We start from the raw sequence: 23,349 nt of genomic DNA, 5'->3' as shown, positions 1-23,349 counted from the left end.
TGATACGCCGCGAACTCAACGCTTGGCGATGATGTACACCGCATGCACGATGCCTGGAATGTAACCGCACAACGTCAGCAGAATGTTCAGCCAGAACGCGCCGCCAAACCCGACTTGCAGAAACACGCCCAGCGGCGGCAACAGAATGGCGATGATGATGCGAATGAAATCCATGGGGTCAGCTCCTGATTGAAGTCGGCTCATGCGAGCCTCACACACAATCGACCAGCGCCGCTGGTCAGGGTTCAGCCCCGTTTCTCAAGCCAGGATCTCCAGGCCATGCTTCTGCACGATACTCAGCAACTTCAACGCCATGCCGCTGGGGTGTTTGGCCCCCGCCTCCCATTGCTTGACCGTTGAAGCGCTGGTGTTCAAGTACCGTGCGAATACCGGCTGACTGACATTGTTGCGTTCGCGCAGCGCTTTGATCTGCTCCGCGGGAATTGCGTCCGGTACGGTAGCGAGGCATGACTCATCGAATTCACGCATGGTCGCCTTGCTGATTGCACCGATGGTGTACAAGGCGCTGGCCGATTCGTGGATTGATTCCGCTATTTCACTTTTGAATTTTTTACTCATAAGGTATCTCCACAAACTCCTGCATATCCAGCAAACGCTGGACTTCCAACTCGGTCAGCCCTCCGTAAGTCTTGGCTAACTCGCGTAAATCGACCAATTGCCGGGGGCCAATATTACTGAGGTCTTTCTTGGCATAAAGAAACTGATAAACCCAATTACGGCCACCTTTAGCCAGGATAATCGAGCGATGGCGATTGGCGTTCAAGCGCTTTTTCCAGACCCCGCCGCCGAGATTGTCCGCCTGCCCATTGAGCGTTTCGACGAATGCCTCCCGAAGCTCCTCATCGCTGATCCACGCCTTCCCGGCAAGCATCGCGAACCGTTTTGCCTTGAATAACCTTACTGACATCGGCATCCCTTCCGCAAAACATACCACCCAGTGGCATAGAACTCAAAACCAGCTTCCCAACACATAGTTTCGCTGGCATCGACACTCCTTGCCGACGCCCGACTAAAAAACCATTAACCCAAGCATCCCTCAAGCGCCGGAACACGCCTGGCAAAACCCAGCCACAAAAAAAACGCCCCACGCCAAAAAAATCCAGCGTGGGGCGTGCGTTATACCGCGAGACGGTTCGGGGATTCGTGCAGGGTGTATCTGATCAGACGGCGATTCCTTTGCGGCACTGCAACTGGGCAGTGCGTACACGGGAGAAGGCACGGGCCAGTCGCAGGAGCATTTCGTCGATGTTGGCTTTGCTGACATTCAGCGCCGGTGTGAAGCGCAGGCAGTCGGGTTGCGGGGCGTTGAGCAACAGGCCTTCGTAAAGTGCAGCCTTGACCACGGCGTCGGCGGAATCATCGGACAAGGTCAGACCCCAGAGCAGGCCTTGTCCGCGTAACTCGCCGTGTCCATAACGGCGCGCCAGACGCTGCAGCCCTTCACGCAGATGCTGGGCACTTTGCCCGACATGCTCAAGAAATCCCTTGTCGTGCACGCTGTCGAGCACGGAGAGCCCCGCCGCTGTCATCAAGGCATTGCCGTGATGAGTACCGGTGATTTCACCGGTTTCAAAACAACAGGCCTTGCCCCGCGCCAGCAACGCCGCCACGGGCACGCCACCGCCCAGCCCTTTGCCGAGCACAACGATATCCGCCCGCACGCTGTAGGACTGTTCGGCAAGCAAAGTGCCGCAGCGCCCGATGCCGGTTTGCACTTCGTCGAGGATCAACAGGATGCCGAGTTCACGACACAGGCGCTCGACGCCTTTGAGGTAATGCGCGGTCGCCGGTATCACGCCGGCTTCGCTCTGGATCGGCTCGAGCATGATGGCGACGGTGCGCTCATCCACGGCCGCATGCAGCGCTGGAAGATCGTTGAACGGAACGTGGCTGAAGCCCGGCAGCTGCGGCTCGAACCGGTTAACCTGCGTCGAACTGTCTGACGCGGAGATCGTCGCCAGACTGCGACCATGACAGCCGTTATTGGCGACGATGATCCGCGAAGCGCCGCCGCGATGCTGTTGGCCCCATTTGCGCGCCAGCTTGATCGCCGCCTCACAGGCTTCGCTGCCACTGTTGAGCAGGTAGGCCTGGTCGCTGCCGGTGCTGACACACAGTCGCTCGGCGAGGTTCAGCATGCCGCGGTTATGCAAACCGAAACCGGGGTTGATCAGTGTTTGTGCCTGCGTCGCGATGGCATTGACCAGTGCCTTGGGGCTGTGTCCAAGGCTGTTGGCGCCACCACCTTGGGAGAAATCCAGATAAGCCCGGTCATCGTTGTCCCACAACCAAGAGCCCTGGCCGCGGACAAAAACCTGTTTCGGTCGCTCGACACTGGGCATCAGGCACTCACTGGAAAGGTTGTCGCCCCTGGACTGAAAGGAAGCGTGCGCCACTAGATCATCAAGGCTCGGTGAGTGACGACGCAGATTGAACAAATTCATCCGTTCAATCTCCGTTTTGGATTTTTTGCCTTACCTATGTCAACACCATCGAAGCAAACGGTAATCATCGCGCTTTGTGGCCCTGTAAGCCTTGTGAATACGGTTAGACTAGGCTCAGGCAAGGCCTTTGGCCATTTCGATTTCTCAACATTTTCGATAAGTATTACTTATGGATTTTAAACAACTGCGTTATTTCGTCGCGGTCTACGAAGAGGGCCATGTGGGCCGTGCTGCCGAGCGGCTGTCCATCTCTCAACCGGCGCTGTCCCAGCAGATCCGGCAACTCGAACAATCGCTGGACGTGACCCTGTTCGAACGCAGCAGCAAACGACTGTTGCCGACGCTGGCGGCACATACCCTGTACAACCACGCCTTGCCCCTGCTTGATGGCTTGCAACGGGCGCGCGAGGCGCTGGGCAATTTCAAGGGGCAAGCGCTGCGCACACTGGCGATTGGCGTTTTGCAGACCGTGCATACCAGCCTGGTGCCGCAGATGCTCGAACGGGTGCGCAAGGCGCAACCGCATCTGGTGGTGCAGATCTATGAGTTGACCGGCCTGGAAGTCGAGCGACGCCTGCTCAATGGCTCGCTGGACATCGGCATCAGCTACCTGCCGCCCCGGCAGCCTGGTTTGCACGGCGTGATGCTGTACGAAGATGAGCTGACGCTGGTCATCCCGGCGGACCATCCGCTGCGGGAATTCAAGAAAGTATCCATGAGCCAGGCCGCCGAGCTGCCCATGTTGCTGCTGGGCGAGGAGTTTCAAGTGCGGCAGATCTGGCAAACGCAACTGGCCAGCATGGGGAGACGCCCGCAGGTACAAGCCGAGCTGAACAACATGGCGGGGATTCTCGACAGCCTGCCGCACACGCGATTGGCGACGGTATTGCCTGGGCGCTCGCAAAAAGCCCACGGCAGCAAGGACCTATTGTGGAAACCCCTGAGTGAACCCCGGGTACCGCTGAAAATCGGACTGGTGTGTCGGGATGTGCAACGGCAACAGGCCTCGATGGCATTGTTGCGAACATTGCTGGAGGAAGTGATAAATCGACCGGATGAGCGCTTGAACACCCCACCGGCACTGGATGGACTGAGCTGAGTACTTTTTTGCGGGCATAAGAAAACCCCGCCGAAGCGGGGCTTTGCAGACTGTTTCCCTGACATCCATTTCACTCCGCCGTCCTGGCAGAATCCTACGTGTCCGTGTTGTAGCTTTGCGCTTCCTGCGCTACGTCCATGTGAAGTAGATTAGCCGTGGATCCAATCTGCTTCTATGGGAGAAGTGCAGCACGTCGTGTAAGAGAATGCTTACATGACGCAACACCTTCAGAATTGCGCTGCATCCAGCAGGAACAGCGACTCGCTGCCAGCCTTCACCGACGCACTCAACGAATGAATTCGCGGCAGCAGCCGGGCGAAGTAGAAACGTGCCGTGCCCAACTTGCTGGCGTAGAAATCGTCCTGCGATTCTTTGCCGAAAGCAGCCTTGGCCATCAGTGCCCACATGTAGGCGTAGGCCGTGTAGCCAAACACTTGCAGGTATTCGACCGACGCGGCGCCGATTTCATTCGGGTTGTTTTTTGCCCGATCCAGCAACCACGCCGTCAGCTCATCGAGGGTCGTCACGGCATCGTTCAGCGGCTTGGTGAACTCCACCAGGTCGGCGCTGGCCGTGGCGGTGAAATGACGAATCTCGTCAGCGAACAGTTTGTAGAACGCCCCGCCGCTGCCGACGATCTTGCGCCCGACCAGGTCCAGCGCCTGAATGCCGTTGGTGCCTTCGTAGATCTGGGTGATGCGCACGTCGCGCACCAGTTGCTCCTGGCCCCATTCGCGGATGTAGCCGTGGCCGCCGAAAATCTGCTGGCCATGTACGGTGGTTTCCAGACCCAGATCGGTCAGGAATGCCTTGGCCACCGGCGTCAGCAACGCCACCAGGTCCTCCGCACGCTTGCGGGTCGTGGCGTCTTCACTGAACTTGGCAGTGTCCAGTTGCATGGCCACGTAAGTCGAGAAAGCGCGGCCGCCTTCGTTCGATGCTTTCATGGTCAACAGCATGCGACGCACGTCCGGGTGGACGATGATCGGGTCGGCCACTTTGTCCTTGTTCTGCGCGCCGGTCGGCGAACGGCTTTGCAGGCGGTCACGGGCGTATTCGATGGCGTTCTGGTAGGAACGCTCGCCCGTCGCCAGGCCTTGAATGCCGACACCCAGACGCTCGTAGTTCATCATGGTGAACATGGCTGCCAGGCCTTTGTTCGGCTCGCCCACCAGATAACCCACGGCTTGGTCGAAGTTCATCACACAGGTCGCGGACGCCTGGATGCCCATCTTGTGTTCGATCGAACCGCAGTTGGCCGGGTTGCGCGCGCCCAGGCTGCCATCGGCATTGACCATGAACTTCGGCACCAGGAACAGCGAAATGCCTTTCGGCCCGGCCGGGGCATCCGGCAGTTTGGCCAGCACCAGGTGAATGATGTTCTCGGTCAGGTCGTGTTCACCGCCGGTGATGAAGATCTTGGTGCCGCTGACCTTGTAGGAACCGTCGGCCTGAGGTTCGGCCTTGGTGCGGATGATCCCCAGATCGGTACCGGCATGCGGCTCGGTCAGGCACATGGAACCGGCCCAGACACCGGCGTACATGTTCGGCAGGTAGGCGGCTTTCAGTTCTTCGCTGGCGTGAGCGTTGATCGACAGACAGGCACCGGCCGTCAGCATCGGGTACAAACCGAACGCCAGGCTGGCAGAGTTGACCATTTCTTCGACCTGAGCCGAAACGGCCTTGGGCATGCCCATGCCGCCGTAGGCCGGATCACCGCCCACGCCGACCCAGCCGCCCTCGGCGTAAGTCTGATAAGCCTGCGGGAAACCGGCCGGCGTGGTAACGGCACCGTCCGCCCAGTGGCAACCTTCTTCATCCGCGGCACGGCTCAGGGGCGCAATGCTTTTGCTGGTGACCTTGCCGGCTTCTTCCAGGATGGCCTCGACCGTTTCCGCGTCGACGGTTTCGGCCAACGCAGGCAGCTCGGCCCAGAGTTTGGCGACCTCGAACACTTCATTGAGGACGAAACGCATATCGCGCAGGGGCGCTTTGTAGTCAGCCATGGCAAACCTCGCAAGATCTAAACGGGTGAATCGTAGGGGGAGTATTTTCGTTGTGTCCGAGTGTAACTCAACAACTTTTGTGACACATAGGGTCAGGCGGTGACCATTTTGTAATGTTTGGTCATCGACCGCGCAGTCATAAAAAAACCCGCAATTACGCGGGCTCCTTTGTCACTGGTTTTAAAGATTAAAGCGCAAACAACTCCGCCGGCAGCTGCATCAGGCAGTCGCTGCCCGCCTCGATCGCCGACCGATGAGCGGCTGTACGGGGCAGCAGGCGCTTGAAGTAAAACTCGCTGGTCGCCAGTTTGGCCTTGCAGAAATCCGCATCGCCACTGCCCGCTTCCAGCCGTGCCTGGGCCACCAGTGCCATGCGCAGCCACAAATAGCCAAGGATGATGTAGCCGCTGTACATCAGGTAATCCACCGAAGCGGCACCCACTTCATCCGGATTCTTCATCGCCGCCATGCCGACCCTGGTCGTCAATTCGCCCCACTGCTGGTTCAGGCCATTGAGTTGCGCCACATAGCTGGCCAACTGCGGATGTTCGGCGTTCGCCGCGCAAAACTTATGCACGATCTTGGTAAAGCCGCGCAACAACTTGCCCTGGCTGCCCAGGACCTTGCGCCCCAGCAGGTCCAGTGCCTGAATGCCATTGGTGCCCTCGTAGATCGGCGCGATGCGGCAATCGCGCACCAGTTGCTCCATGCCCCATTCACGAATGAAGCCATGACCACCGAACACCTGCATGCCGAGGTTGGTCACTTCCAGGCCGGTGTCGGTCATGAAGGCCTTGCAGATCGGCGTCAGGAACGCCAGCAAGTCTTCAGCGTCCTGGCGTGCGGTTTGGTCTGCGCTCAGGTGTGCAACATCCAGCAATTGCGCAGTGAAGTACGTCAGTGCGCGATTGCCTTCGTTGAAGGCCTTCATGGTCAGCAGCATCCGGCGCACGTCCGGATGGACGATGATCGGGTCGGCCGCTTTGTCCGGTGCTTTGGGGCCGGTGAGCGCGCGCATCTGCAAACGCTCGTTGGCGTACTTGATCGCGCCCTGGAAACTCGCCTCGCCCAGGCACAAGCCCTGCATCCCGGTGCCCAGACGCGCATGGTTCATCATGGTGAACATGCAGTTCAGACCCTTGTTCGGCTCGCCGATCAGGAAACCTTTGGCGCCGTCGAAGTTCAGCACACAGGTGGCCGACGCCTTGATGCCCATTTTGTGTTCGATGGAGCCGCAGGAAACACCGTTGCGCTCGCCAGCCTCACCGGCGGCATCGGGCAGGAATTTGGGCACGATGAACAGCGAAATGCCCTTGGTGCCGGCCGGTGCGTCCGGCAGCTTCGCCAGCACCAGATGAACGATGTTGTCGCTCATGTCGTGTTCGCCGGCAGAGATGAAAATCTTGCTGCCGGAGATCGCGTAACTGCCATCGGCCTGGGGCACGGCGCGGGTCTTGATGATGCCCAGGTCCGTGCCGCAATGGGCTTCGGTCAGGCACATGGTGCCGGTCCATTGGCCCGCGGTGAGTTTGCGCAGGTAGGTCTGTTTCTGTTCGTCGGTGCCATGGGCGTGGATCGCTGACATGGCGCCGTGAGTCAGGCCGGGGTACATGCCCCAGGACGTGTTGCTCGACGCCACCATTTCGCTGATGACCAGCCCCAGAGAGCTCGGCAGACCCTGGCCACCGTAGGCCGGGTCAGCCGCCAGGCCATGCCAGCCGCCTTCCACATACTGGGCGAAAGCCTGCTTGAAGCCTTTCGGGGTAGTCACTACGCCATTGTCGAAATGGCAGCCCTCTTCGTCACCGCTGCGGTTGAGTGGCGACAGCACGTTCTCGCAGAACTTCGCGCCCTCTTCAAGAATCGCACTGACCATGTCCGCACTGGCGTCAGTAGCCCCCAGTGCGGCGTAATTGCTGTGAAAGTCGAAGACGTGGTCGATCAGAAAGCGCATGTCGCGCAGGGGAGCTTTGTACTCGGGCATGGTCATTTCTCCGGCAGCAGATGACTCAAACCTACTGCTGCCGACCACGCCTCACAATCACAGTCCAGACGCTGAATGCGCCATCATCACTCAACCGCAGCGGCGTCCATGCGAACCGCGCCCCGACGAGTCTGACCGAATGCCATGACACAGTTTCGGCCGGCACCCTTGGCGCTGTAGAGCGCCTGATCCGCGGATTTAAGCACTTCTTCAGGGGTGCGTTGTTCAATGCGCTCGGCGACGCCGATGCTCACCGTGACCGACACGCTCGAAGCATTGGAGCCCGAACGGCGCTGGCGTCCCTGACTATCGTCCTGCGGACGGCTGTCCTGGTTACGCAGATGAATGTTATAGGTGGCGATGGATTCGCGGATGACCTCCAGGTGCGGCATGCACTCTTCGAGGGTCTTGCCGGCGAACACCAGGGCAAACTCCTCACCGCCATAGCGATACGCCTTGCCACCCCCACCGATTTTCGACAGTTTGCTGGCGACCAGTCGCAGCACTTGGTCACCGACATCATGACCGTGGGTATCGTTGAATTTCTTGAAGTGGTCGACATCGCTCATGGCCAGCACGTAGTTGCGCCCCAGTCGCTGCATGCGCTCGTTCAAGGCACGACGCCCCGGCAGACCGGTGAGTTCATCGCGGAACGCCATCTGATAGGCCTCGTGCGCAACGGCGGCGGCGATCATCAGCATCACCTGGCTGCACATGATGTTCAGGGTGAATGGCAGGATGAAGGTTTTCGGCAACATCCAGAACAGTCCGAGCAAGCCCACCAATTGCGCGGCGTGCAGCGGTCGCGGATTGCGCCAGTACTGATACACCAGCAGCAGGAACGAACCGATGAACACCGGGTAGGACAATTGGATCAGGCTCATCCAGGCACCGTGCAACGCCGGCCAGCGGATCTCCGACAGCCAGATCAACAGCGCATGCGGGTAACTTTGCTCCAGCCCCAACGCCACGCTGCCCACGGCCAGCAACACGGCGAAGCGCGCCACCATGTCCTGGAACAGATGCGTACGCTCCTGCCAGGCGGCGAATACGCCGAATAACAACGGCAATAGCAAGCAACACAAGTGGAAGACCACAGCCGCGTCATCGCGCACCTTGCCGTTATCGCGGTAGTAGTCGGTCTGGGTGTCGAGCAGGTAGTAGGCGATGTACACCGTGACCATCAGAAACAGTTCACGCTGACGTCGGTACACCGCGCAGTAAGAACCGCCGAGCAACAGCACCAGGGTTGGCAGCACGTTGAACAGCGAAGTGAAGAAGACGTTCAGATCCTTGACGTAAGCAGCCGCAAGTCCCGCGAACAACAGCAGTAATGACGGCAGGAAATGACTGAAACGTACAGCGGAAGAACGCGGCAAGGGTAAAGCTCCGACCGTCAAATCAAAAAAGATGGCAATGTGCCCACCACTTTAACGGCAAAATCTCCGGATTGCTGAGTGAATTACTGAGGTATTTTTGTAAAAAAGAGCATCACTGTCGACGAACGGTCTGCCAGTGACGCAGGGGAAGCCCCGACACGCTGGACGAGTCCCGCTGTCGCTTGAGCATTGCCGAAAAAAAACCGCCAGTCCCGAAGGAATGGCGGCTCTTTGCACGACAGCGTTAAGGCTTAGTAGCCCAGCGCGAAGTCTTCTTCTTTCATGTCCATCAGGTTATTGGCGCCCGACAGCATGGTTGCCACGTGAGTGCGGGTACGCGGCAGGATGCGCTGGAAGTAGAAACGCGCAGTCTGCAACTTGGCGGTGTAGAACGCCTGTTCGGTGGTGCCGGCAGCCAGTTTTTCCGCAGCCAGACGCGCCATGTCGGCCCAGAAGTAGGCCAGGCAGGCGTAACCGGAGTACATCAGGTAGTCCACGGAGGCCGCGCCGACTTCTTCGCGATCCTTCATGGCGGCCATACCGACCTTCATGGTCAGCTCGCCCCATTCCTTGTTCAGTGCAGCCAGCGGTGCGACAAACTCTTTGACCGCTTCGTTGCCTTCGTTGTTCTGGCAGAACTTGTGGACGATCTTGGTGAAGCCTTTCAGAGCCTCGCCTTGAGTCATCAGCACTTTACGGCCCAGCAGGTCGAGTGCCTGGATACCGGTGGTGCCTTCGTACAACATCGAAATGCGGCTGTCGCGAACGTTCTGCTCCATGCCCCACTCGGCGATGAAACCGTGGCCGCCGTAGATTTGCACGCCGTGGTTGGCCGATTCGAAACCGACTTCGGTCATGAAGGCTTTGGCGATTGGCGTCATGAAGGCCAGCAGAGCGTCGGCTTTCTTCTTCTCTTCTTCGTCCACACCGTACTTGACGATGTCGACCTGTTTGGCGGTGAAGTACACCATCGCACGGTTGCCTTCGGCGAAGGCCTTCATGGTCAACAGCATGCGACGCACATCAGGGTGCACGATGATCGGGTCAGCGGCTTTGTCCGGCGCTTTCGGGCCAGTCAGCGAGCGCATTTGCAGGCGATCACGAGCGTATTTCAGGCCGCCCTGGAAACCGATTTCGGCGTGAGCCAGACCTTGCAGCGCGGTACCCAGGCGTGCGGTGTTCATGAAGGTGAACATGCAGTTCAGGCCTTTGTTCGCCGGGCCGATCAGGAAACCGGTGGCCGCGTCGAAGTTCATCACGCACGTGGCGTTGCCGTGGATGCCCATCTTGTGTTCCAGGGAACCACAGGACACCGCGTTACGCGCGCCGATCGAACCGTCTTCGTTCGGCAGGAATTTCGGCACGATGAACAGCGAGATGCCTTTGGTGCCGGCCGGTGCATCCGGCAGGCGGGCCAGCACGATGTGGACGATGTTGTCGGCCATGTCGTGTTCACCGGCCGAGATGAAGATCTTGGTGCCGGACACCTTATAGGTACCGTCAGCCTGAGGCTCGGCCTTGGTGCGCAGCATGCCCAGGTCGGTGCCGCAGTGCGGTTCGGTCAGGCACATGGTGCCGGTCCATTCGCCGGACACCAGTTTGGTCAGGTAGGCGTGTTGTTGCTCTGGGGTGCCGTGCTCGGAGATGGTGTTCATCGCGCCATGGGACAGGCCTGGGTACATGCCCCACGACCAGTTGGCTTCGCCGACCATTTCGCTCACCGCCAGACCCAGGGACTCCGGCAGGCCCTGGCCGCCGTGTTCCACGTCGTGGGCCAGGCTTGGCCAGCCGCCTTCGACGAATTGCTTGTAGGCTTCTTTGAAACCGGTCGGGGTTTTAACGCCGGACTCGCTCCAGGTGCAGCCTTCGATGTCACCCACGCGGTTCAGCGGAGCCAGCACCTGCTCACAAAACTTGGCGCCTTCTTCGAGAATGGCGTCAACCATGTCCGGAGTTGCGTCTGCGCAAGCCGGAAGGCTCTGATAGTGCGCTTCGTAGCCAAGCAGTTCGTCACGAACGAAGCGAATATCACGCAAGGGGGCCTTGTAGTCAGGCATAGCGATAAACCTCTGCTGATGTAACCGGGAATGAGCGACCGTATCGATTTGTTATGACGGTCAAACAGCTGTTTGAAACATACGTTTACGCCCAAATCTTGTCAAGCGCCGATCTTTTGCCGTTCGTCATCACTGTTCGGGAATGGCGGACGCACCGATGCGCAACGCCGTTGACCGAGCAACACGCCGTATCGGAAAGATTATTTTTGGCAAGAAGGACTTACACAGCAAAACGCCGCGAATGGTCGCGGCGTCTCAGGTGCAGATTCAGCGAGGAATCAGGCGAACGTATCGATCAGCGTACCGAGCATTTCATCGGATGCCTTGGCCACCCTGGCCCCCAGCTCCACCTGAAATTTGCCTTGGGACAGCTCGACCACGTTGCTGGCCAGGTCCGATTGCTGACTACGATCGACCGAACGCAACCGATCGACTTGAGCTTCTGACGATTGGCTGGTCACCGAGCGCTCGATCGTCGTGTTGGCGATCTGACTGGCGGCCTGGTCGACACGGTTCTGCCCTGTCTGAATAGTGCTCAGACCGGCATAAAAAGCGGTGCTTCCTGAGATTTCCATGGGAGAACCCGTCTTTGCAAAGGATCAAGAGTGCGCATTGAACCAGAGCCGGTTGCAAAACACCCGACAAAAACACTAATGGCACAGTGCCTTGTCATAGGTAAAGCCTAGTCAAGCAGATCCAGCTGAAGATGCTCCGCCACCGCTTCAGCCGTCACCACCTTGAGTTTCGGCACACGTCCCAGGCACGGCGCCGGGATTCGTTCGGCGAGGGTCGCCAGGTTTTCTTCCAGCCGCGAGGTTTTCGGATCGATGATGTTGGCCACCCAGCCTGCCAGTTGCAAACCGTCCCGGGCAATCGCCTCGGCCGTCAGCAACGCATGGCTGATGCAGCCCAGGCGCACGCCAACCACCAGAATCACCGGCAGGTCCAGCGCTATCGCCAGGTCGGACAAATTGGCCTGGTCGGCCAACGGCACGCGCCAGCCACCGGCGCCTTCGATCAGGGTGAAGTCGGCCTGCCTGTCGAGAATCTGCCGCATCGGCGTCAACAGGGACTGCACCGTCAACGCCACGCCCGCCTCTCGGGCGGCCAGGTGCGGAGCGATGGCCGGTTCGAACGCCACCGGGTTGACCTGTGCATAAGTCAACGGCAGTGAACACTCCGCCAGCAGCGCCAATGCATCGGCATTGCGCAAGCCCTTGGGGGTGACCTCGCAACCGGAAGCAACCGGCTTGCCCGCCGCGGTGCTCAGGCCCGCCGAACGCGCCGCATGCAGCAACCCGGCGGCTACCGTGGTCTTGCCGACATCGGTGTCGGTGCCGGTGATGAAATAGGCTGCACTCATAAGGGTTTCTCCAAAACGGCATACACCACTTGATAAGTCGCCGGCAGTCCCTGGGCCTGACGAAACTGCTCATAAGCCTCAATCAAACCCAGAATCCGCGCCCGGCCTGTCAAACCGCCCGGCCGACCAGGATTCAGATTATGCGCCCCCAGCGCCTTGAGCTCATGGGTCAGGCTGCGCACATCGGGGTAATGCAGCACATGGGGCCGGGTTTCCAGGCTGATCGCCTGCAGACCACTGGCCGCGCACAAGCGTTGATAAACCGCGAACTCGCGGAAGCGGTTGACGTGGACCATGCCGTCCACCTGCCGCCAGCTGTCGCGCAATTCAAACAACGTGCCCACGCACAGACTAGCAAATGCGAAAACACCGCCCGGCTTCAGCACGCGCCTGGCCTCGCCGAGCACCGACGCGAAGTCCTCGCACCACTGCACTGCCAGGCTGGAGTAGATCAGGTCGCAGGTCGAATCCTGTAGCGGCAAACGCTCGGCATCGCCCGCGATGAAATGCGTGGCGCCGCCCAACGGCCGGGCATGCTTGAGCATGCCCTCGGCAATATCCAGCGCCACGCCGTGACTGGCGGGAAACCGCTCGCCCAGCGCACGGCTGAAATACCCGGTGCCACACCCAAGATCCAGCCAACGCCCCGGCACGAAATCATCCGGCAAACGACGCAGCAACTGGCTGCCGACGTCACGCTGCAACTCGGCCACACTGTCGTAGCTCGCCGCCGCACGGGAAAAGGACGCCGCGACCTGGCGCTTGTCGGGCAAACCGCCGGGTGGAACGGGAAGGGATAAATCAGTCATCACCGGACTCATGCAAAAAGGCCTGGATCGCCCCCGCCACACCGTGGGGGTCTTCCAGAAGAAACGCGTGGCTGGCCTGTTCAATCAGACCGATTTCGATATCCGGCAGCAACGCCAGCAAGTCGCCCGCCGCTTCGGCCGGCACCAGCCCGTCGAGGCCGGCGAACAGATGCAACTGCGGGCCGCGAAACGCCTGCAACGCTGGCCGTGTGTCCAGTTGTGCGAGCAACTCCAGGCCACTCATCAACACCGGCACCGACGTATGGGGCGCGCCACCGAGCAACAAACGCGACAAGCCGCGCGGGTCTTCGGCACCTTGCGCGCAGAGCAGTGAAAAGCGTTTCAACGTCATCCGTGGGTCGGCGGCACAGCCTGCCAGAAACGCATCGAAGGTTTCGCCGGGCATCGCACTCGGCCACTGTTCATGGGCGACAAAGGACGGGTTGCTCGCCAGGGTCAGCAAGCCGCAGCAACGATCACCGCGACGCGCCGCCAATTCGCAAGCGAGCATGCCACCCAGGGACCAACCGCCGAGCCAGGCGTCCTGGGGCAGCGTCGAGTCGAGTTCGTCGAGCCATTCTTCAAGATCGCTCGACTCCAGCTCCGGCAGCGGCTCGATCTCCACACGCAGGTGCTCGTCCAGGCCCTGCAACGCCGCTGCCAAGGGTTCCAGCGGTGAAACGCCGAGCCCCCAGCCGGGCAGCAGAATCAGTCGATCACGCATGACTTGGCTCCGGTCCCAGTTGCTGAAAACAATCGGCCAGTCCTTCTAACAATAGCTGCACCTGCGCCTCGCTATGGGCGGCGGTCAGGGTCACGCGCAACCGGGCGCTGCCGGCGGGCACGGTCGGTGGGCGGATCGCGGTCACCATCAGGCCGCGCTCGCGCAACATCTGCGACAGACGCACCGCGCGCCCGGCGTCGCCAACCATGATCGGCTGGATCGGCGTGAAGCTGTCCATCAACTCCAGGCCGATCTGCTCGGCACCTCGGCGGAATTGGCTGATCAGCGTTTTCAGATGCTCACGCCGCCAGTGCTCGCTGCGCAGCAGCTCCAGGCTTTTCAGGGTGGCGCACGCCAGGGCCGGAGGCTGGCTGGTGGTGTAGATGTAGGGGCGGGCGAACTGGATCAGGCTTTCGATCAGCTCCTCACTGCCAGCGACAAAGGCGCCTGCGGTGCCAAACGCCTTGCCAAGGGTGCCGACCAGCACCGGCACCTCGTCCTGGCTCAGGCCGAAATGTTCGACGATGCCGCCACCGTTGGCCCCCAGCGGACCGAAACCATGGGCGTCATCGACCATCAGCCAGGCGCCTTTGGCCTTGGCTTCCCGGGCCAGCGCCGGCAAGTCGGCGATGTCGCCGTCCATGCTGAACACGCCGTCGGTGACCACCAGCGTATTGCCGGTCGCCTTCTCAAGGCGCTTGGCCAGGCTCACCGCATCGTTATGCAGATAGCGGTTGAAGCGCGCGCCGGATAACAGCCCGGCGTCCAGCAACGACGCGTGATTGAGCCGGTCTTCGAGCACTGTATCGCCCTGCCCCACCAACGCCGTCACTGCGCCGAGGTTGGCCATGTAGCCGGTGGTGAACAGCAAGGCGCGTGGACGACCGGTCAGGTCGGCCAGCGCTTCTTCCAGCGCGTGATGGGGACCGCTGTGACCGATCACCAGATGCGAGGCCCCGCCGCCGACGCCCCACTTCGACGCGCCAGCGCGCCAGGCCTCGATCACTTGCGGGTGATTGGCCAGGCCCAGGTAATCGTTGTTACAGAACGCCAGCAACGGCTGACCATCGACCACCACTTGCGGGCCTTGCGGGCTTTCAAGCAGCGGACGCTGACGATAGAGATTGTCGGCACGACGGGCAGCAAGGCGTGCGGCGAGATCGAAAGACATGCAGGCCTCGATGGTCAGGTTTCAGAAGCAATCGCGGTTCCGTGTGGGAGCGAGCTTGCTCGCGATGGGCTTGAGGACGCCGCGGGGTATCAGATTTTCCGCGTCATCGTTGACGACCATCGCGACGGTGCGACGATTCGACAGGCTCGCTCCCACAGTGTTTTGCATTCCAGCAATGGAACAGGTGCAGTCATCAAACCGCCGCGTTATAGAACTGCTCGCTGCTCTTCTGCTCCACCAGCGCCTGCTCGATGGCGGCCTGATGAACTTCGTCCGAGTGCTCTTCACGGGCTTCCGGCAGGATGCCCAGACGCGAGAACAACTGCATGTCCTTGTCGGCCTGCGGGTTGGCGGTGGTCAGCAATTTCTCGCCATAGAAAATCGAGTTGGCGCCGGCAAAGAACGCCAGGGCCTGCATCTGCTCGTTCATGGCTTCGCGGCCGGCGGACAGGCGCACGTGGGATTTCGGCATCAGGATCCGCGCAACGGCGAGCATGCGGATGAAGTCGAACGGGTCGACGTCGTCGGCATTTTCCAGCGGCGTTCCGGCGACTTTCACCAGCATGTTGATCGGCACCGACTCCGGATGCTCCGGCAGGTTGGCCAGCTGGATCAGCAGGTTGGCGCGGTCATCAAGGGACTCGCCCATGCCGAGAATGCCGCCGGAGCAGATTTTCATCCCCGAATCACGTACGTACGCCAGGGTTTGCAGGCGCTCGCTATAGGTGCGGGTGGTGATGATGCTGCCGTAGAACTCAGGCGACGTATCGAGGTTGTGGTTGTAATAGTCGAGGCCAGCCTTGGCCAGGGCTTCGGTCTGTTCCTGATCCAGGCGACCGAGGGTCATGCAGGTTTCCAGGCCCAGGGCTTTTACGCCTTCGACCATCTTCAGCACGTAAGGCATGTCTTTGGCCGACGGGTGTTTCCACGCCGCGCCCATGCAGAAACGGGTCGAACCGATGGCCTTGGCGCGAGCGGCCTCTTCGAGGACCTTCTGCACTTCCATCAGTTTTTCTTTTTCCAGGCCGGTGTTGTAGTGACCGGACTGCGGACAATATTTGCAATCTTCCGGGCAGGCGCCGGTCTTGATCGACAGCAGGGTCGATACCTGGACGCGGTTGGCGTCGAAATGCGCGCGGTGCACCGTCTGAGCCTGAAACAACAGGTCATTGAATGGCTGAACGAAGAGTGCTTTGACTTCGGCCAAAGACCAGTCATGACGCAGGGTTGCAGAGGTGCTGGCGCTCATGGGTGTTTCCTTTGTTTTATGCTTGGCAAGCGCCGGGAACGGAACCCCGCAGGCGCATCACAGATGTTTCGGCATATTTAAGGAAGAGCGATGCGCTGTCAACCACGATACAAAGGGCCGGTTTACAACTGGTTAAAAAACAAACAATCCTGTTTGCTGTGTGATGAGCGGACTGATGGCGTCACGCCGATCTGCATGGCCTGCGAAACCGAGCTGCCCTGGCTCGGCGATCATTGCCAGACCTGCGCCCTGCCCTTGCCCGCTGCCGGCCTGACGTGCGGCCAATGCCTGAACCAGCCGCCGGCCTTCGAACAGGTGATCGCGCCCTGGACTTACAGCTTCCCGATCGACAGCCTGATTACCCGCTTCAAGCACAGCGCCAAATGGCCATTTGGCCACCTGCTCGGCGAACTTCTTGCCCAATCGCTGCAACATCGCTTCGACAATGACCTGCCTCGACCCGACACGCTGGTACCGGTGCCCCTGGCCGCCCGGCGCCTGCGCCAACGGGGTTTCAATCAGGCGGCCATGCTGGCGCGCTGGCTCAGCATTCGCCTCGAGATCCCTTCCGATGAACGGTTGCTCCTGAGACCCCGGGACACGGACGCTCAACAAGACCTGAATGCCGAGGCACGCAAGAAAAACCTGCGCAAGGCCTTCGCCCTGGCCGCCGATGCTGCCCCAGAGGGACGCCATCTGGCGCTGGTGGATGACGTACTGACCACCGGCGCCACGGCGCACGCTCTGGCCCGCCTGCTGATGGAGGCCGGGGCCACCCGCGTCGACGTTTATTGCCTGGCGCGCACGCCCAAGCCTGGCGAGTCGCCGTGACTTGACTCCCGGCCCCCGAGCCGCCAACGTCCTCACCCTCGTCACAGCCCAAAGCGTCTTGCCATGTCCTTGCCTACGTTGTTGTCCCAGCACATTGTCCGCCGCCCGCAACGCATCGCCTTGCTGCAACACATCGCCGAGCAAGGTTCGATCACCCGCGCGGCGAAAAGCGCGGGGCTGAGCTACAAAGCCGCTTGGGATGCCATCGACGAGCTGAACAACCTCGCGCAGAAACCGTTGGTGGAACGCAGTGTCGGCGGCAAGGGCGGTGGCGGCGCCAAACTGTCCGCCGAAGGCGAGCGCGTGTTGCGCCTCTATCAGAAGCTGCAGGCGCTGCAGGCCCAGGTACTGGAGGCCGCCGAGGACGCCAGCGACCTCGACCTGCTTGGCCGGCTGATGCTCCGGACCAGCGCACGCAATCAGTTGCACGGTAAGGTCGCGACCATTGAAACCCAGGGCTACAACGACCGGATTCGCCTCGAATTGGCCGCTGGCTTGAGCCTCGATGCGCAAATCACTCACGACAGCACCCTGCGCCTGGACCTGCAAACCGGTACCGAAGTCGTGGCCCTGATCAAGGCCGGTTGGCTCGAAGTGCTGGGCGGCGACGACGAGGCAACAGCCGGAAACAATTGCCTGGCAGGCGTGATCGAGGAAATTCTCGACGCCGAGGACGGCCCATGCGAAGTGCGCATCGGCCTGCCCAACGGCCTGACACTCTGCGCACTGGCCGGGTCCCGGCATTTGCAATCACGCCAGCTGAGCGTCGGCAAATCGGTACGCGTACAGTTCTCGCCGTCCAACGTCCTGCTCGGCACACCGCTGTAAGGACAACTGCAACAAAAGCTTCATCGCCCATCATTAAGGTGACTGCAAAATTCGCAGGGAGCCTGATGTGAGCCTATTAAAAGACAACCAACCCACCGACCTCGAACAAATGGTCGGCTTCAGCCGTCGCGGTTTCATCAGTGCAGGCGCCCTGTGCGGTGCTGCGATGTTTCTGGGTGGCAACCTGCTGAGCCGCAGCGTACTGGCCGCCAGCGTCAGCGCCGGCACCAGCCAGTTACTGGGTTTCGACAGCATCCCCGCCGCCACCAGCGACGCGATCACCCTGCCGCCAGGCTACAAATCATCGGTACTGATCAGCTGGGGCCAACCGCTGCAGAAAAACGGCCCGGCCTTCGACCCGAGCGGCAATGGCACGGCCGAACATCAGGAAGTGCAGTTCGGCGACAACAACGACGGCATGAGCCTGTTCGAATTCCCCGGTGAAAAAGACCGGGCGCTGATGGCGATCAACAACGAATACACCAACTACCGCTACCTCTATCCCCACGGCGGCATGCCGCAGTCGGCGCAAGATGTGCGCAAGGCACTGGCCTGCGAAGGCGTGTCGGTGATCGAGGTGCAGCGCAAGAACGGTCACTGGCAGTTCGTCCAGGGCTCGCACTACAACCGACGCATCCACGGCAATTCGCCGATCAGCCTGAGCGGCCCGGCCGCTGGCCACGATCTGTTGAAAACCAGCGCCGATCCACACGGCAAGAACGTCCTCGGGACATTCCAGAACTGCGCCAACGGCAAGACGCCCTGGGGCACGTATCTGACCTGCGAAGAGAACTTCACCGACTGCTTCGGCAGCAGCAACGCCGAACAGACATTCGATGCCGCACAGAAACGCTACGGCGCGGTGGCGACCAGTAAAGACATCAACTGGCACCCGCACAACGAGCGCTTCGACCTGGCCAAGAACCCCAACGAACTCAACCGTCACGGCTGGGTGGTGGAGATCGACCCGTTCGACCCAAAATCGACCCCGGTCAAACGCACCGCGCTGGGCCGTTTCAAACATGAAAACGCGGCCCTGGCGGAAACCGGTGACGGTCGCGCCGTGGTGTACATGGGCGACGACGAACGCGGCGAGTTCATCTACAAATTCGTCAGCCGCGACAAAATCAACCACAACAACCCCAAGGCCAACCGCGATCTGCTGGACCACGGCACCTTGTACGTGGCGCGTTTCGACGCCGGTGACGGGAACGCTGATCACCCCAAGGGCCAGGGTGAATGGATCGAACTGACCCACGGCAAGAACGGCATCGACGCCAGCAGCGGGTTTGCCGATCAGGCTGAGGTGTTGATTCATGCGCGCCTGGCCGCCAGCGTGGTCAAAGCCACGCGCATGGATCGCCCGGAGTGGATCGTCGTCAGCCCCATGGACGGCCAGGTTTACTGCACGTTGACCAACAACGCCAAACGCGGTGAAGACGGCCAACCGGTAGGCGGTCCGAACCCGCGGGAGAAGAACGTCTACGGGCAAATCCTGCGCTGGCGCACCGACCACGACGACCATGGCGCGAACACGTTCGCCTGGGACTTGTTCGTGGTCGCGGGCAACCCGCAGGTGCACGCCGGGACGTCAAAAGGCGGGTCGTCGAACATCACCGCCCAGAACATGTTCAACAGCCCGGACGGATTGGGTTTCGACAAGGCCGGGCGCTTGTGGATTCTGACCGACGGCGACATGAGCAATGCCGGCGACTTTGCCGGCATGGGCAACAACCAGATGCTCTGCGCCGACCCGAAGACGGGTGAGATTCGCCGCTTCATGGTCGGACCGATTGGGTGCGAGGTAACAGGGATCAGCTTCTCGCCGGATCAGAAGACGCTGTTCGTCGGGATTCAGCATCCTGGCGAAAACGGTGGATCGACCTTCCCCGAGCATTTGCCGAACGGCAAGCCGCGCTCTTCGGTGATGGCGATTACCCGCGAGGATGGCGGAATCGTCGGCGCCTGATCCGGCGTCATCGCGAGCAGGCTCGCTCCCACATGGTCAACACCGAACCTGTGGGGGAGAACTTGCTCGCGGTGATGTCAGCCCAAACCACACACATCTCAAGCCCAGTCACTAAAGAAGCCCCGTCTGCGCTACCATGCTTGGCCGGACGCGGCAGCCTGCTGCGCGCAGGAGTCAGCATGGCCCATCCGTTTGAAACCCTCACCCCAGACCTCGTGCTCGATGCCGTCGAAAGCATCGGCTTTCTCAGCGACGCGCGCATTCTGGCGCTCAACAGTTATGAGAACCGCGTCTATCAAGTCGGCATCGAAGACTCCGAGCCGCTGATCGCCAAGTTCTACCGTCCGCAGCGCTGGACCAACGAAGCGATTCTCGAAGAACACCAGTTCACCTTCGAACTCGCCGATGTCGAGGTGCCCGTCGTCGCGCCGCTGATCCATAACGGTGAAACCCTGCACGAACACAACGGCTTTCGTTTCACCCTGTTCCCCCGCCGTGGCGGTCGCGCGCCGGAGCCGGGCAACCTCGATCAGCTGTATCGCCTCGGGCAATTGCTCGGGCGCCTGCACGCGGTGGGCGCGACCAAACCGTTCCAGCACCGTGAAGCCCTGGGTGTGAAGAACTTCGGTTACGACTCGCTGACAACCTTGCTCGAAGGCAACTTCGTCCCCCGCAGCCTGTTGCCCGCTTACGAGTCAGTGGCCCGCGATCTTCTCAAGCGCGTGGAAGAGGTCTACGACGCCACCCCGCACCAGAACATCCGCATGCACGGCGACTGCCACCCCGGCAACATGATGTGCCGCGACGAGATGTTCCACATCGTCGACCTCGATGACTGCCGCATGGGCCCTGCGGTGCAGGACATCTGGATGATGCTGGCGGGGGATCGCCAGGATTGCCTGGGGCAGTTGTCGGAATTGATGGACGGTTACAACGAGTTCCACGATTTCAACCCGCGCGAACTGGCCTTGATCGAACCGCTGCGCGCCTTGCGCCTGATGCACTACAGCGCCTGGCTCGCCCGCCGCTGGGACGACCCGGCCTTCCCGCGCAGTTTCCCGTGGTTCGGGACCGAAAGGTATTGGGGCGACCAGGTGCTGGCGTTGCGTGAACAATTGGCGGCCCTCAACGAAGAGCCGCTGAAACTCTTCTAAACAGCAGCGCCCCCTGTAGGAGCGAGCCTGCTCGTGAGGGTCGTGAACGATGACGCGGGGAACCTGATACCCCGCGGCGCCTCTGAGTTCATCGCGAGCAGGCTCGCGCCTACAAGGATCAGCACATCGGGAAAAATCTCCTTACAATCCCCTTTTTGTTAGCTGCCTAAGCAAGGACTCTGCATGCAAGCTGCCAACCTCCGCCGGGGGTACATCCTGGGCCTGAGTGCCTACATCATCTGGGGAATTTTCCCGCTCTATTTCAAAGCCATCGCCAACGTGCCAGCCGCGGAGATCATCATCCACCGCGTGTTGTGGTCGGCGCTGTTCGGCACTTTGCTGCTGATGGTCTGGAAACATCCGGGCTGGTGGCGCGAGCTGCGGGAGAACCCGAAACGACTGGCGATCCTGGCCCTGAGCGGCACGCTGATCGCCGCCAACTGGCTGACCTACGTCTGGTCGGTGAACAACGGACGCATGCTTGAAGCCAGCCTGGGTTACTACATCAACCCACTGGTGAACGTGCTGCTGGGCATGCTGATCCTCGGCGAACGATTGCGGCGCATGCAGTGGATCGCCGTGGGTCTGGCGACGGTCGGCGTGGCGCAGCAGGTGTGGCAGGTCGGGAGCCTGCCGTGGGTGTCGCTGGTGCTGGCCCTGACCTTCGGTTGCTACGGGTTGATCCGCAAACAGGCACCGGTCAAGGCCTTGCCGGGGCTGGTGGTGGAAACCTGGATGCTGGTGCCGATTGCCATTGCCTGGTTGCTTTTCAATCCGACAGCTGTGAGTGCTCAACCTGAATTCTGGACGACGTCCGAAGCCTGGTGGCTGGTCGCTGCCGGCCCGGTGACGCTGGTGCCGCTGGTCTGCTTCAACGCTGCTGCAAGGCATTTGCCCTACACCACGTTGGGATTCCTCCAGTACCTGGCGCCGACATTGGTGTTGTTGCAAGCCGTGCTGCTGTTTGGCGAACACCTGTCGTCGAGCACGTTACTGGCATTCATCTTTATCTGGGCCGGCCTGGCCGTTTACAGCGTCGATGCCTGGGTCAGCCTGCGCCGCCGAAGCTGATCAAAAAACGCACAAATCTATGCAGGCCACGTCTACCGTGGCCTGCGTCGTTTCTTCCCAAGGTTATCCACAACCTGATCCCCGGCGAATGTGCGCAAGTCGCTGAAACTGCTGGTTTTTTGATCAATTCCAGAAGAGCCCCGGCCAGCATGGCCTGGCGGGCTGTCTCTACAGGTTATCCACAGGCAGGTGCACGTTTAACTTGGATAACCGGATCAAGGCTCACTGCGCAGCACCAATTCCACCATCAGATCGTCGGCCAGGGTTTCCAGGCGCGATTGCAGTACATCCAGGGACAAGGTCAAGGGCACCGCGAGAATCGCTTCGGCGTGGAACAGCGGCTCACTGCTCATCGGCGCCGGCCGCACTTCAGTCACCAGCCGTTCCAGGTTCACGCCCTGCTCACTCAACAGTCGGGTGATATCACGTACGATTCCCGGCCGGTCATTGCCGACCAACTCCATGGCGATGGGTTTCCAGGTGCACGATTGCTCAATGCCGCTTTCGGCAATCAAGACGCGAATGCCTTGGGCGGACAAACCTTGCAGGGCATCGACCAGTTCATCGTAGGCCTCTGCCGGTACGCCGACCCGAAGGATCCCGGCAAATTGCCCGGCCATGCGCGACATGCGGCTTTCCAGCCAGTTGCCGCCGTGCTCGGCAATGCATTGGGCGATGCGCTCGACCTGCCCTGGCTTGTCTGGAGCGAAAACAGTGAGTACGAGGTGGTCCATGGCGCAGCCCTCTGGTCATGACTTTTGTTATAGAAAACCAAGTATAGGCAAGGCGCCGGAATCGGCTTGGCACTGCTGTTCTGTGGCGAGGGAGCTGGCTCCCTCGCCACAGAAAACAAAGCCCCATCGCCGGGCCACCAAAGATTATGTGTACAACTTTTTATATTTAACTGGAACAATCTCATGTTTTTTTGAGAACATCCCGATCCTCGACGTGACTGCAATGCGTCATGGGGTCGCAGAACGACGTAATTAGTCTAATTTTCACAACCGCAATTCATCATGTAGTATGCCGCAGCGCGCACTACATAACGTTGGATCGATGTCTGCCTCAGGCGCAGTCGCATCCCTGAAAGCCCCGTCAGCACGGTCTCCGCGCCGTTGATGGGTCCCCACCCAGCCGTCAGAAATGGCATGTACTGGTCCCAGGGTTTGTGGTTTAAATGCCAAAGGCTT

Annotated in this window: 21 protein-coding genes; 6 read left to right on the top strand and 15 right to left on the bottom strand. The window is 60.5% G+C overall.

Annotated features, from left to right (window positions below; translation table 11 throughout):
* Positions 1–15: 15 nt before the first annotated feature.
* From ACX3YD_RS01700 to ACX3YD_RS01685, 4 genes are all read right to left on the bottom strand, one after another.
* On the bottom strand, positions 16–174 hold the full coding sequence (locus ACX3YD_RS01700) for a YqaE/Pmp3 family membrane protein (protein ID WP_003228885.1): 159 nt from the start codon (positions 172–174) through the stop codon (positions 16–18).
* Between the two features lie 84 nt (positions 175–258).
* Complete coding sequence (locus ACX3YD_RS01695; RefSeq protein WP_090466753.1) at positions 259–579, bottom strand: helix-turn-helix domain-containing protein; 321 nt, start codon at positions 577–579, stop codon at positions 259–261.
* Positions 572–928 carry a type II toxin-antitoxin system RelE/ParE family toxin gene (locus tag ACX3YD_RS01690; protein WP_458959152.1) on the bottom strand — a complete coding sequence of 119 codons (357 nt, stop codon included), beginning with the start codon at positions 926–928 and terminating at the stop codon, positions 572–574. The genes ACX3YD_RS01695 and ACX3YD_RS01690 overlap by 8 nt, the downstream gene beginning before the upstream one ends.
* 253 nt (positions 929–1,181) lie before the next feature.
* Positions 1,182–2,465 carry an aspartate aminotransferase family protein gene (locus tag ACX3YD_RS01685; RefSeq protein ID WP_458959151.1) on the bottom strand — a complete coding sequence of 428 codons (1,284 nt, stop codon included), beginning with the start codon at positions 2,463–2,465 and terminating at the stop codon, positions 1,182–1,184.
* Between the two features lie 169 nt (positions 2,466–2,634).
* On the opposite strand from ACX3YD_RS01685, the gene ACX3YD_RS01680 reads away from it, so the two are divergent.
* Positions 2,635–3,564, top strand: coding sequence for a LysR family transcriptional regulator (locus tag ACX3YD_RS01680; protein WP_103404131.1), 930 nt, complete (start codon positions 2,635–2,637; stop codon positions 3,562–3,564).
* Positions 3,565–3,791: 227 nt separating this feature from the next.
* Here the strand turns inward: ACX3YD_RS01680 and ACX3YD_RS01675 are convergent, their stop codons facing one another.
* The 10 genes from ACX3YD_RS01675 to bioB all read right to left on the bottom strand — a co-directional run bounded on the left by ACX3YD_RS01675 (position 3,792) and on the right by bioB (position 16,306).
* Positions 3,792–5,570 carry an acyl-CoA dehydrogenase C-terminal domain-containing protein gene (locus tag ACX3YD_RS01675; protein WP_103404132.1) on the bottom strand — a complete coding sequence of 593 codons (1,779 nt, stop codon included), beginning with the start codon at positions 5,568–5,570 and terminating at the stop codon, positions 3,792–3,794.
* A 187-nt stretch (positions 5,571–5,757) separates the two neighbouring features.
* Positions 5,758–7,554, bottom strand: coding sequence for an acyl-CoA dehydrogenase C-terminal domain-containing protein (locus ACX3YD_RS01670; protein WP_458959150.1), 1,797 nt, complete (start codon positions 7,552–7,554; stop codon positions 5,758–5,760).
* Positions 7,555–7,640: 86 nt separating this feature from the next.
* Positions 7,641–8,933: a GGDEF domain-containing protein gene (locus ACX3YD_RS01665; protein ID WP_103404134.1), complete on the bottom strand. Its 1,293-nt coding sequence runs from the start codon at positions 8,931–8,933 to the stop codon at positions 7,641–7,643.
* Positions 8,934–9,184: 251 nt separating this feature from the next.
* Positions 9,185–10,990, bottom strand: coding sequence for a phenylacyl-CoA dehydrogenase (locus ACX3YD_RS01660; RefSeq protein ID WP_103404135.1), 1,806 nt, complete (start codon positions 10,988–10,990; stop codon positions 9,185–9,187).
* A gap of 278 nt (positions 10,991–11,268) precedes the next feature.
* Positions 11,269–11,565, bottom strand: coding sequence for a pyrroloquinoline quinone biosynthesis protein PqqE (locus ACX3YD_RS01655; protein WP_103404136.1), 297 nt, complete (start codon positions 11,563–11,565; stop codon positions 11,269–11,271).
* A gap of 107 nt (positions 11,566–11,672) precedes the next feature.
* Positions 11,673–12,353 carry a dethiobiotin synthase gene (gene bioD, locus ACX3YD_RS01650; protein WP_103404137.1) on the bottom strand — a complete coding sequence of 227 codons (681 nt, stop codon included), beginning with the start codon at positions 12,351–12,353 and terminating at the stop codon, positions 11,673–11,675.
* Positions 12,350–13,162, bottom strand: coding sequence for a malonyl-ACP O-methyltransferase BioC (gene bioC, locus ACX3YD_RS01645; protein WP_458959149.1), 813 nt, complete (start codon positions 13,160–13,162; stop codon positions 12,350–12,352). Before bioC ends, bioD begins: the two co-directional genes overlap by 4 nt.
* Entirely contained in the window at positions 13,155–13,886 is a 732-nt protein-coding gene (locus ACX3YD_RS01640) for an alpha/beta fold hydrolase (RefSeq protein ID WP_458959148.1), read from the bottom strand. Before ACX3YD_RS01640 ends, bioC begins: the two co-directional genes overlap by 8 nt.
* The gene (gene bioF, locus ACX3YD_RS01635) at positions 13,879–15,057 is read right to left on the bottom strand and encodes an 8-amino-7-oxononanoate synthase (protein WP_103404140.1); all 1,179 of its coding nucleotides are present in this window, start codon (positions 15,055–15,057) and stop codon (positions 13,879–13,881) included. The genes ACX3YD_RS01640 and bioF overlap by 8 nt, the downstream gene beginning before the upstream one ends.
* A 193-nt stretch (positions 15,058–15,250) precedes the next feature.
* Positions 15,251–16,306, bottom strand: coding sequence for a biotin synthase BioB (gene bioB / locus ACX3YD_RS01630; protein WP_047534246.1), 1,056 nt, complete (start codon positions 16,304–16,306; stop codon positions 15,251–15,253).
* A 90-nt stretch (positions 16,307–16,396) separates the two neighbouring features.
* On the opposite strand from bioB, the gene ACX3YD_RS01625 reads away from it, so the two are divergent.
* The 5 genes from ACX3YD_RS01625 to rarD all read left to right on the top strand — a co-directional run bounded on the left by ACX3YD_RS01625 (position 16,397) and on the right by rarD (position 22,159).
* Complete coding sequence (locus ACX3YD_RS01625; RefSeq protein ID WP_458959147.1) at positions 16,397–17,137, top strand: double zinc ribbon domain-containing protein; 741 nt, start codon at positions 16,397–16,399, stop codon at positions 17,135–17,137.
* A gap of 63 nt (positions 17,138–17,200) precedes the next feature.
* On the top strand, positions 17,201–17,965 hold the full coding sequence (locus ACX3YD_RS01620) for a TOBE domain-containing protein (protein WP_458959146.1): 765 nt from the start codon (positions 17,201–17,203) through the stop codon (positions 17,963–17,965).
* 67 nt (positions 17,966–18,032) lie between these two features.
* A complete protein-coding gene (locus ACX3YD_RS01615) occupies positions 18,033–19,934 on the top strand; it encodes a PhoX family protein (RefSeq protein WP_458959145.1) in 1,902 nt (633 codons plus the stop codon).
* 179 nt (positions 19,935–20,113) lie between these two features.
* Positions 20,114–21,088 carry a serine/threonine protein kinase gene (locus tag ACX3YD_RS01610; RefSeq protein WP_103404144.1) on the top strand — a complete coding sequence of 325 codons (975 nt, stop codon included), beginning with the start codon at positions 20,114–20,116 and terminating at the stop codon, positions 21,086–21,088.
* A gap of 183 nt (positions 21,089–21,271) precedes the next feature.
* On the top strand, positions 21,272–22,159 hold the full coding sequence (gene rarD / locus ACX3YD_RS01605; RefSeq protein ID WP_458959144.1) for an EamA family transporter RarD: 888 nt from the start codon (positions 21,272–21,274) through the stop codon (positions 22,157–22,159).
* A gap of 215 nt (positions 22,160–22,374) precedes the next feature.
* Here rarD and ACX3YD_RS01600 read toward each other — a convergent pair whose 3' ends face one another.
* Positions 22,375–22,893, bottom strand: a complete 519-nt coding sequence (locus ACX3YD_RS01600) for a glycine cleavage system transcriptional repressor (protein WP_130210220.1) — start codon at positions 22,891–22,893, stop codon at positions 22,375–22,377.
* Between the last annotated feature and the right edge of the window lie 456 nt (positions 22,894–23,349).

Source organism: Pseudomonas fluorescens group sp. PF-1 (assembly GCF_054481335.1).
Note: the sequence above shows the minus strand (reverse complement) of the source record. Positions and strands in the feature narration are given on the sequence as shown.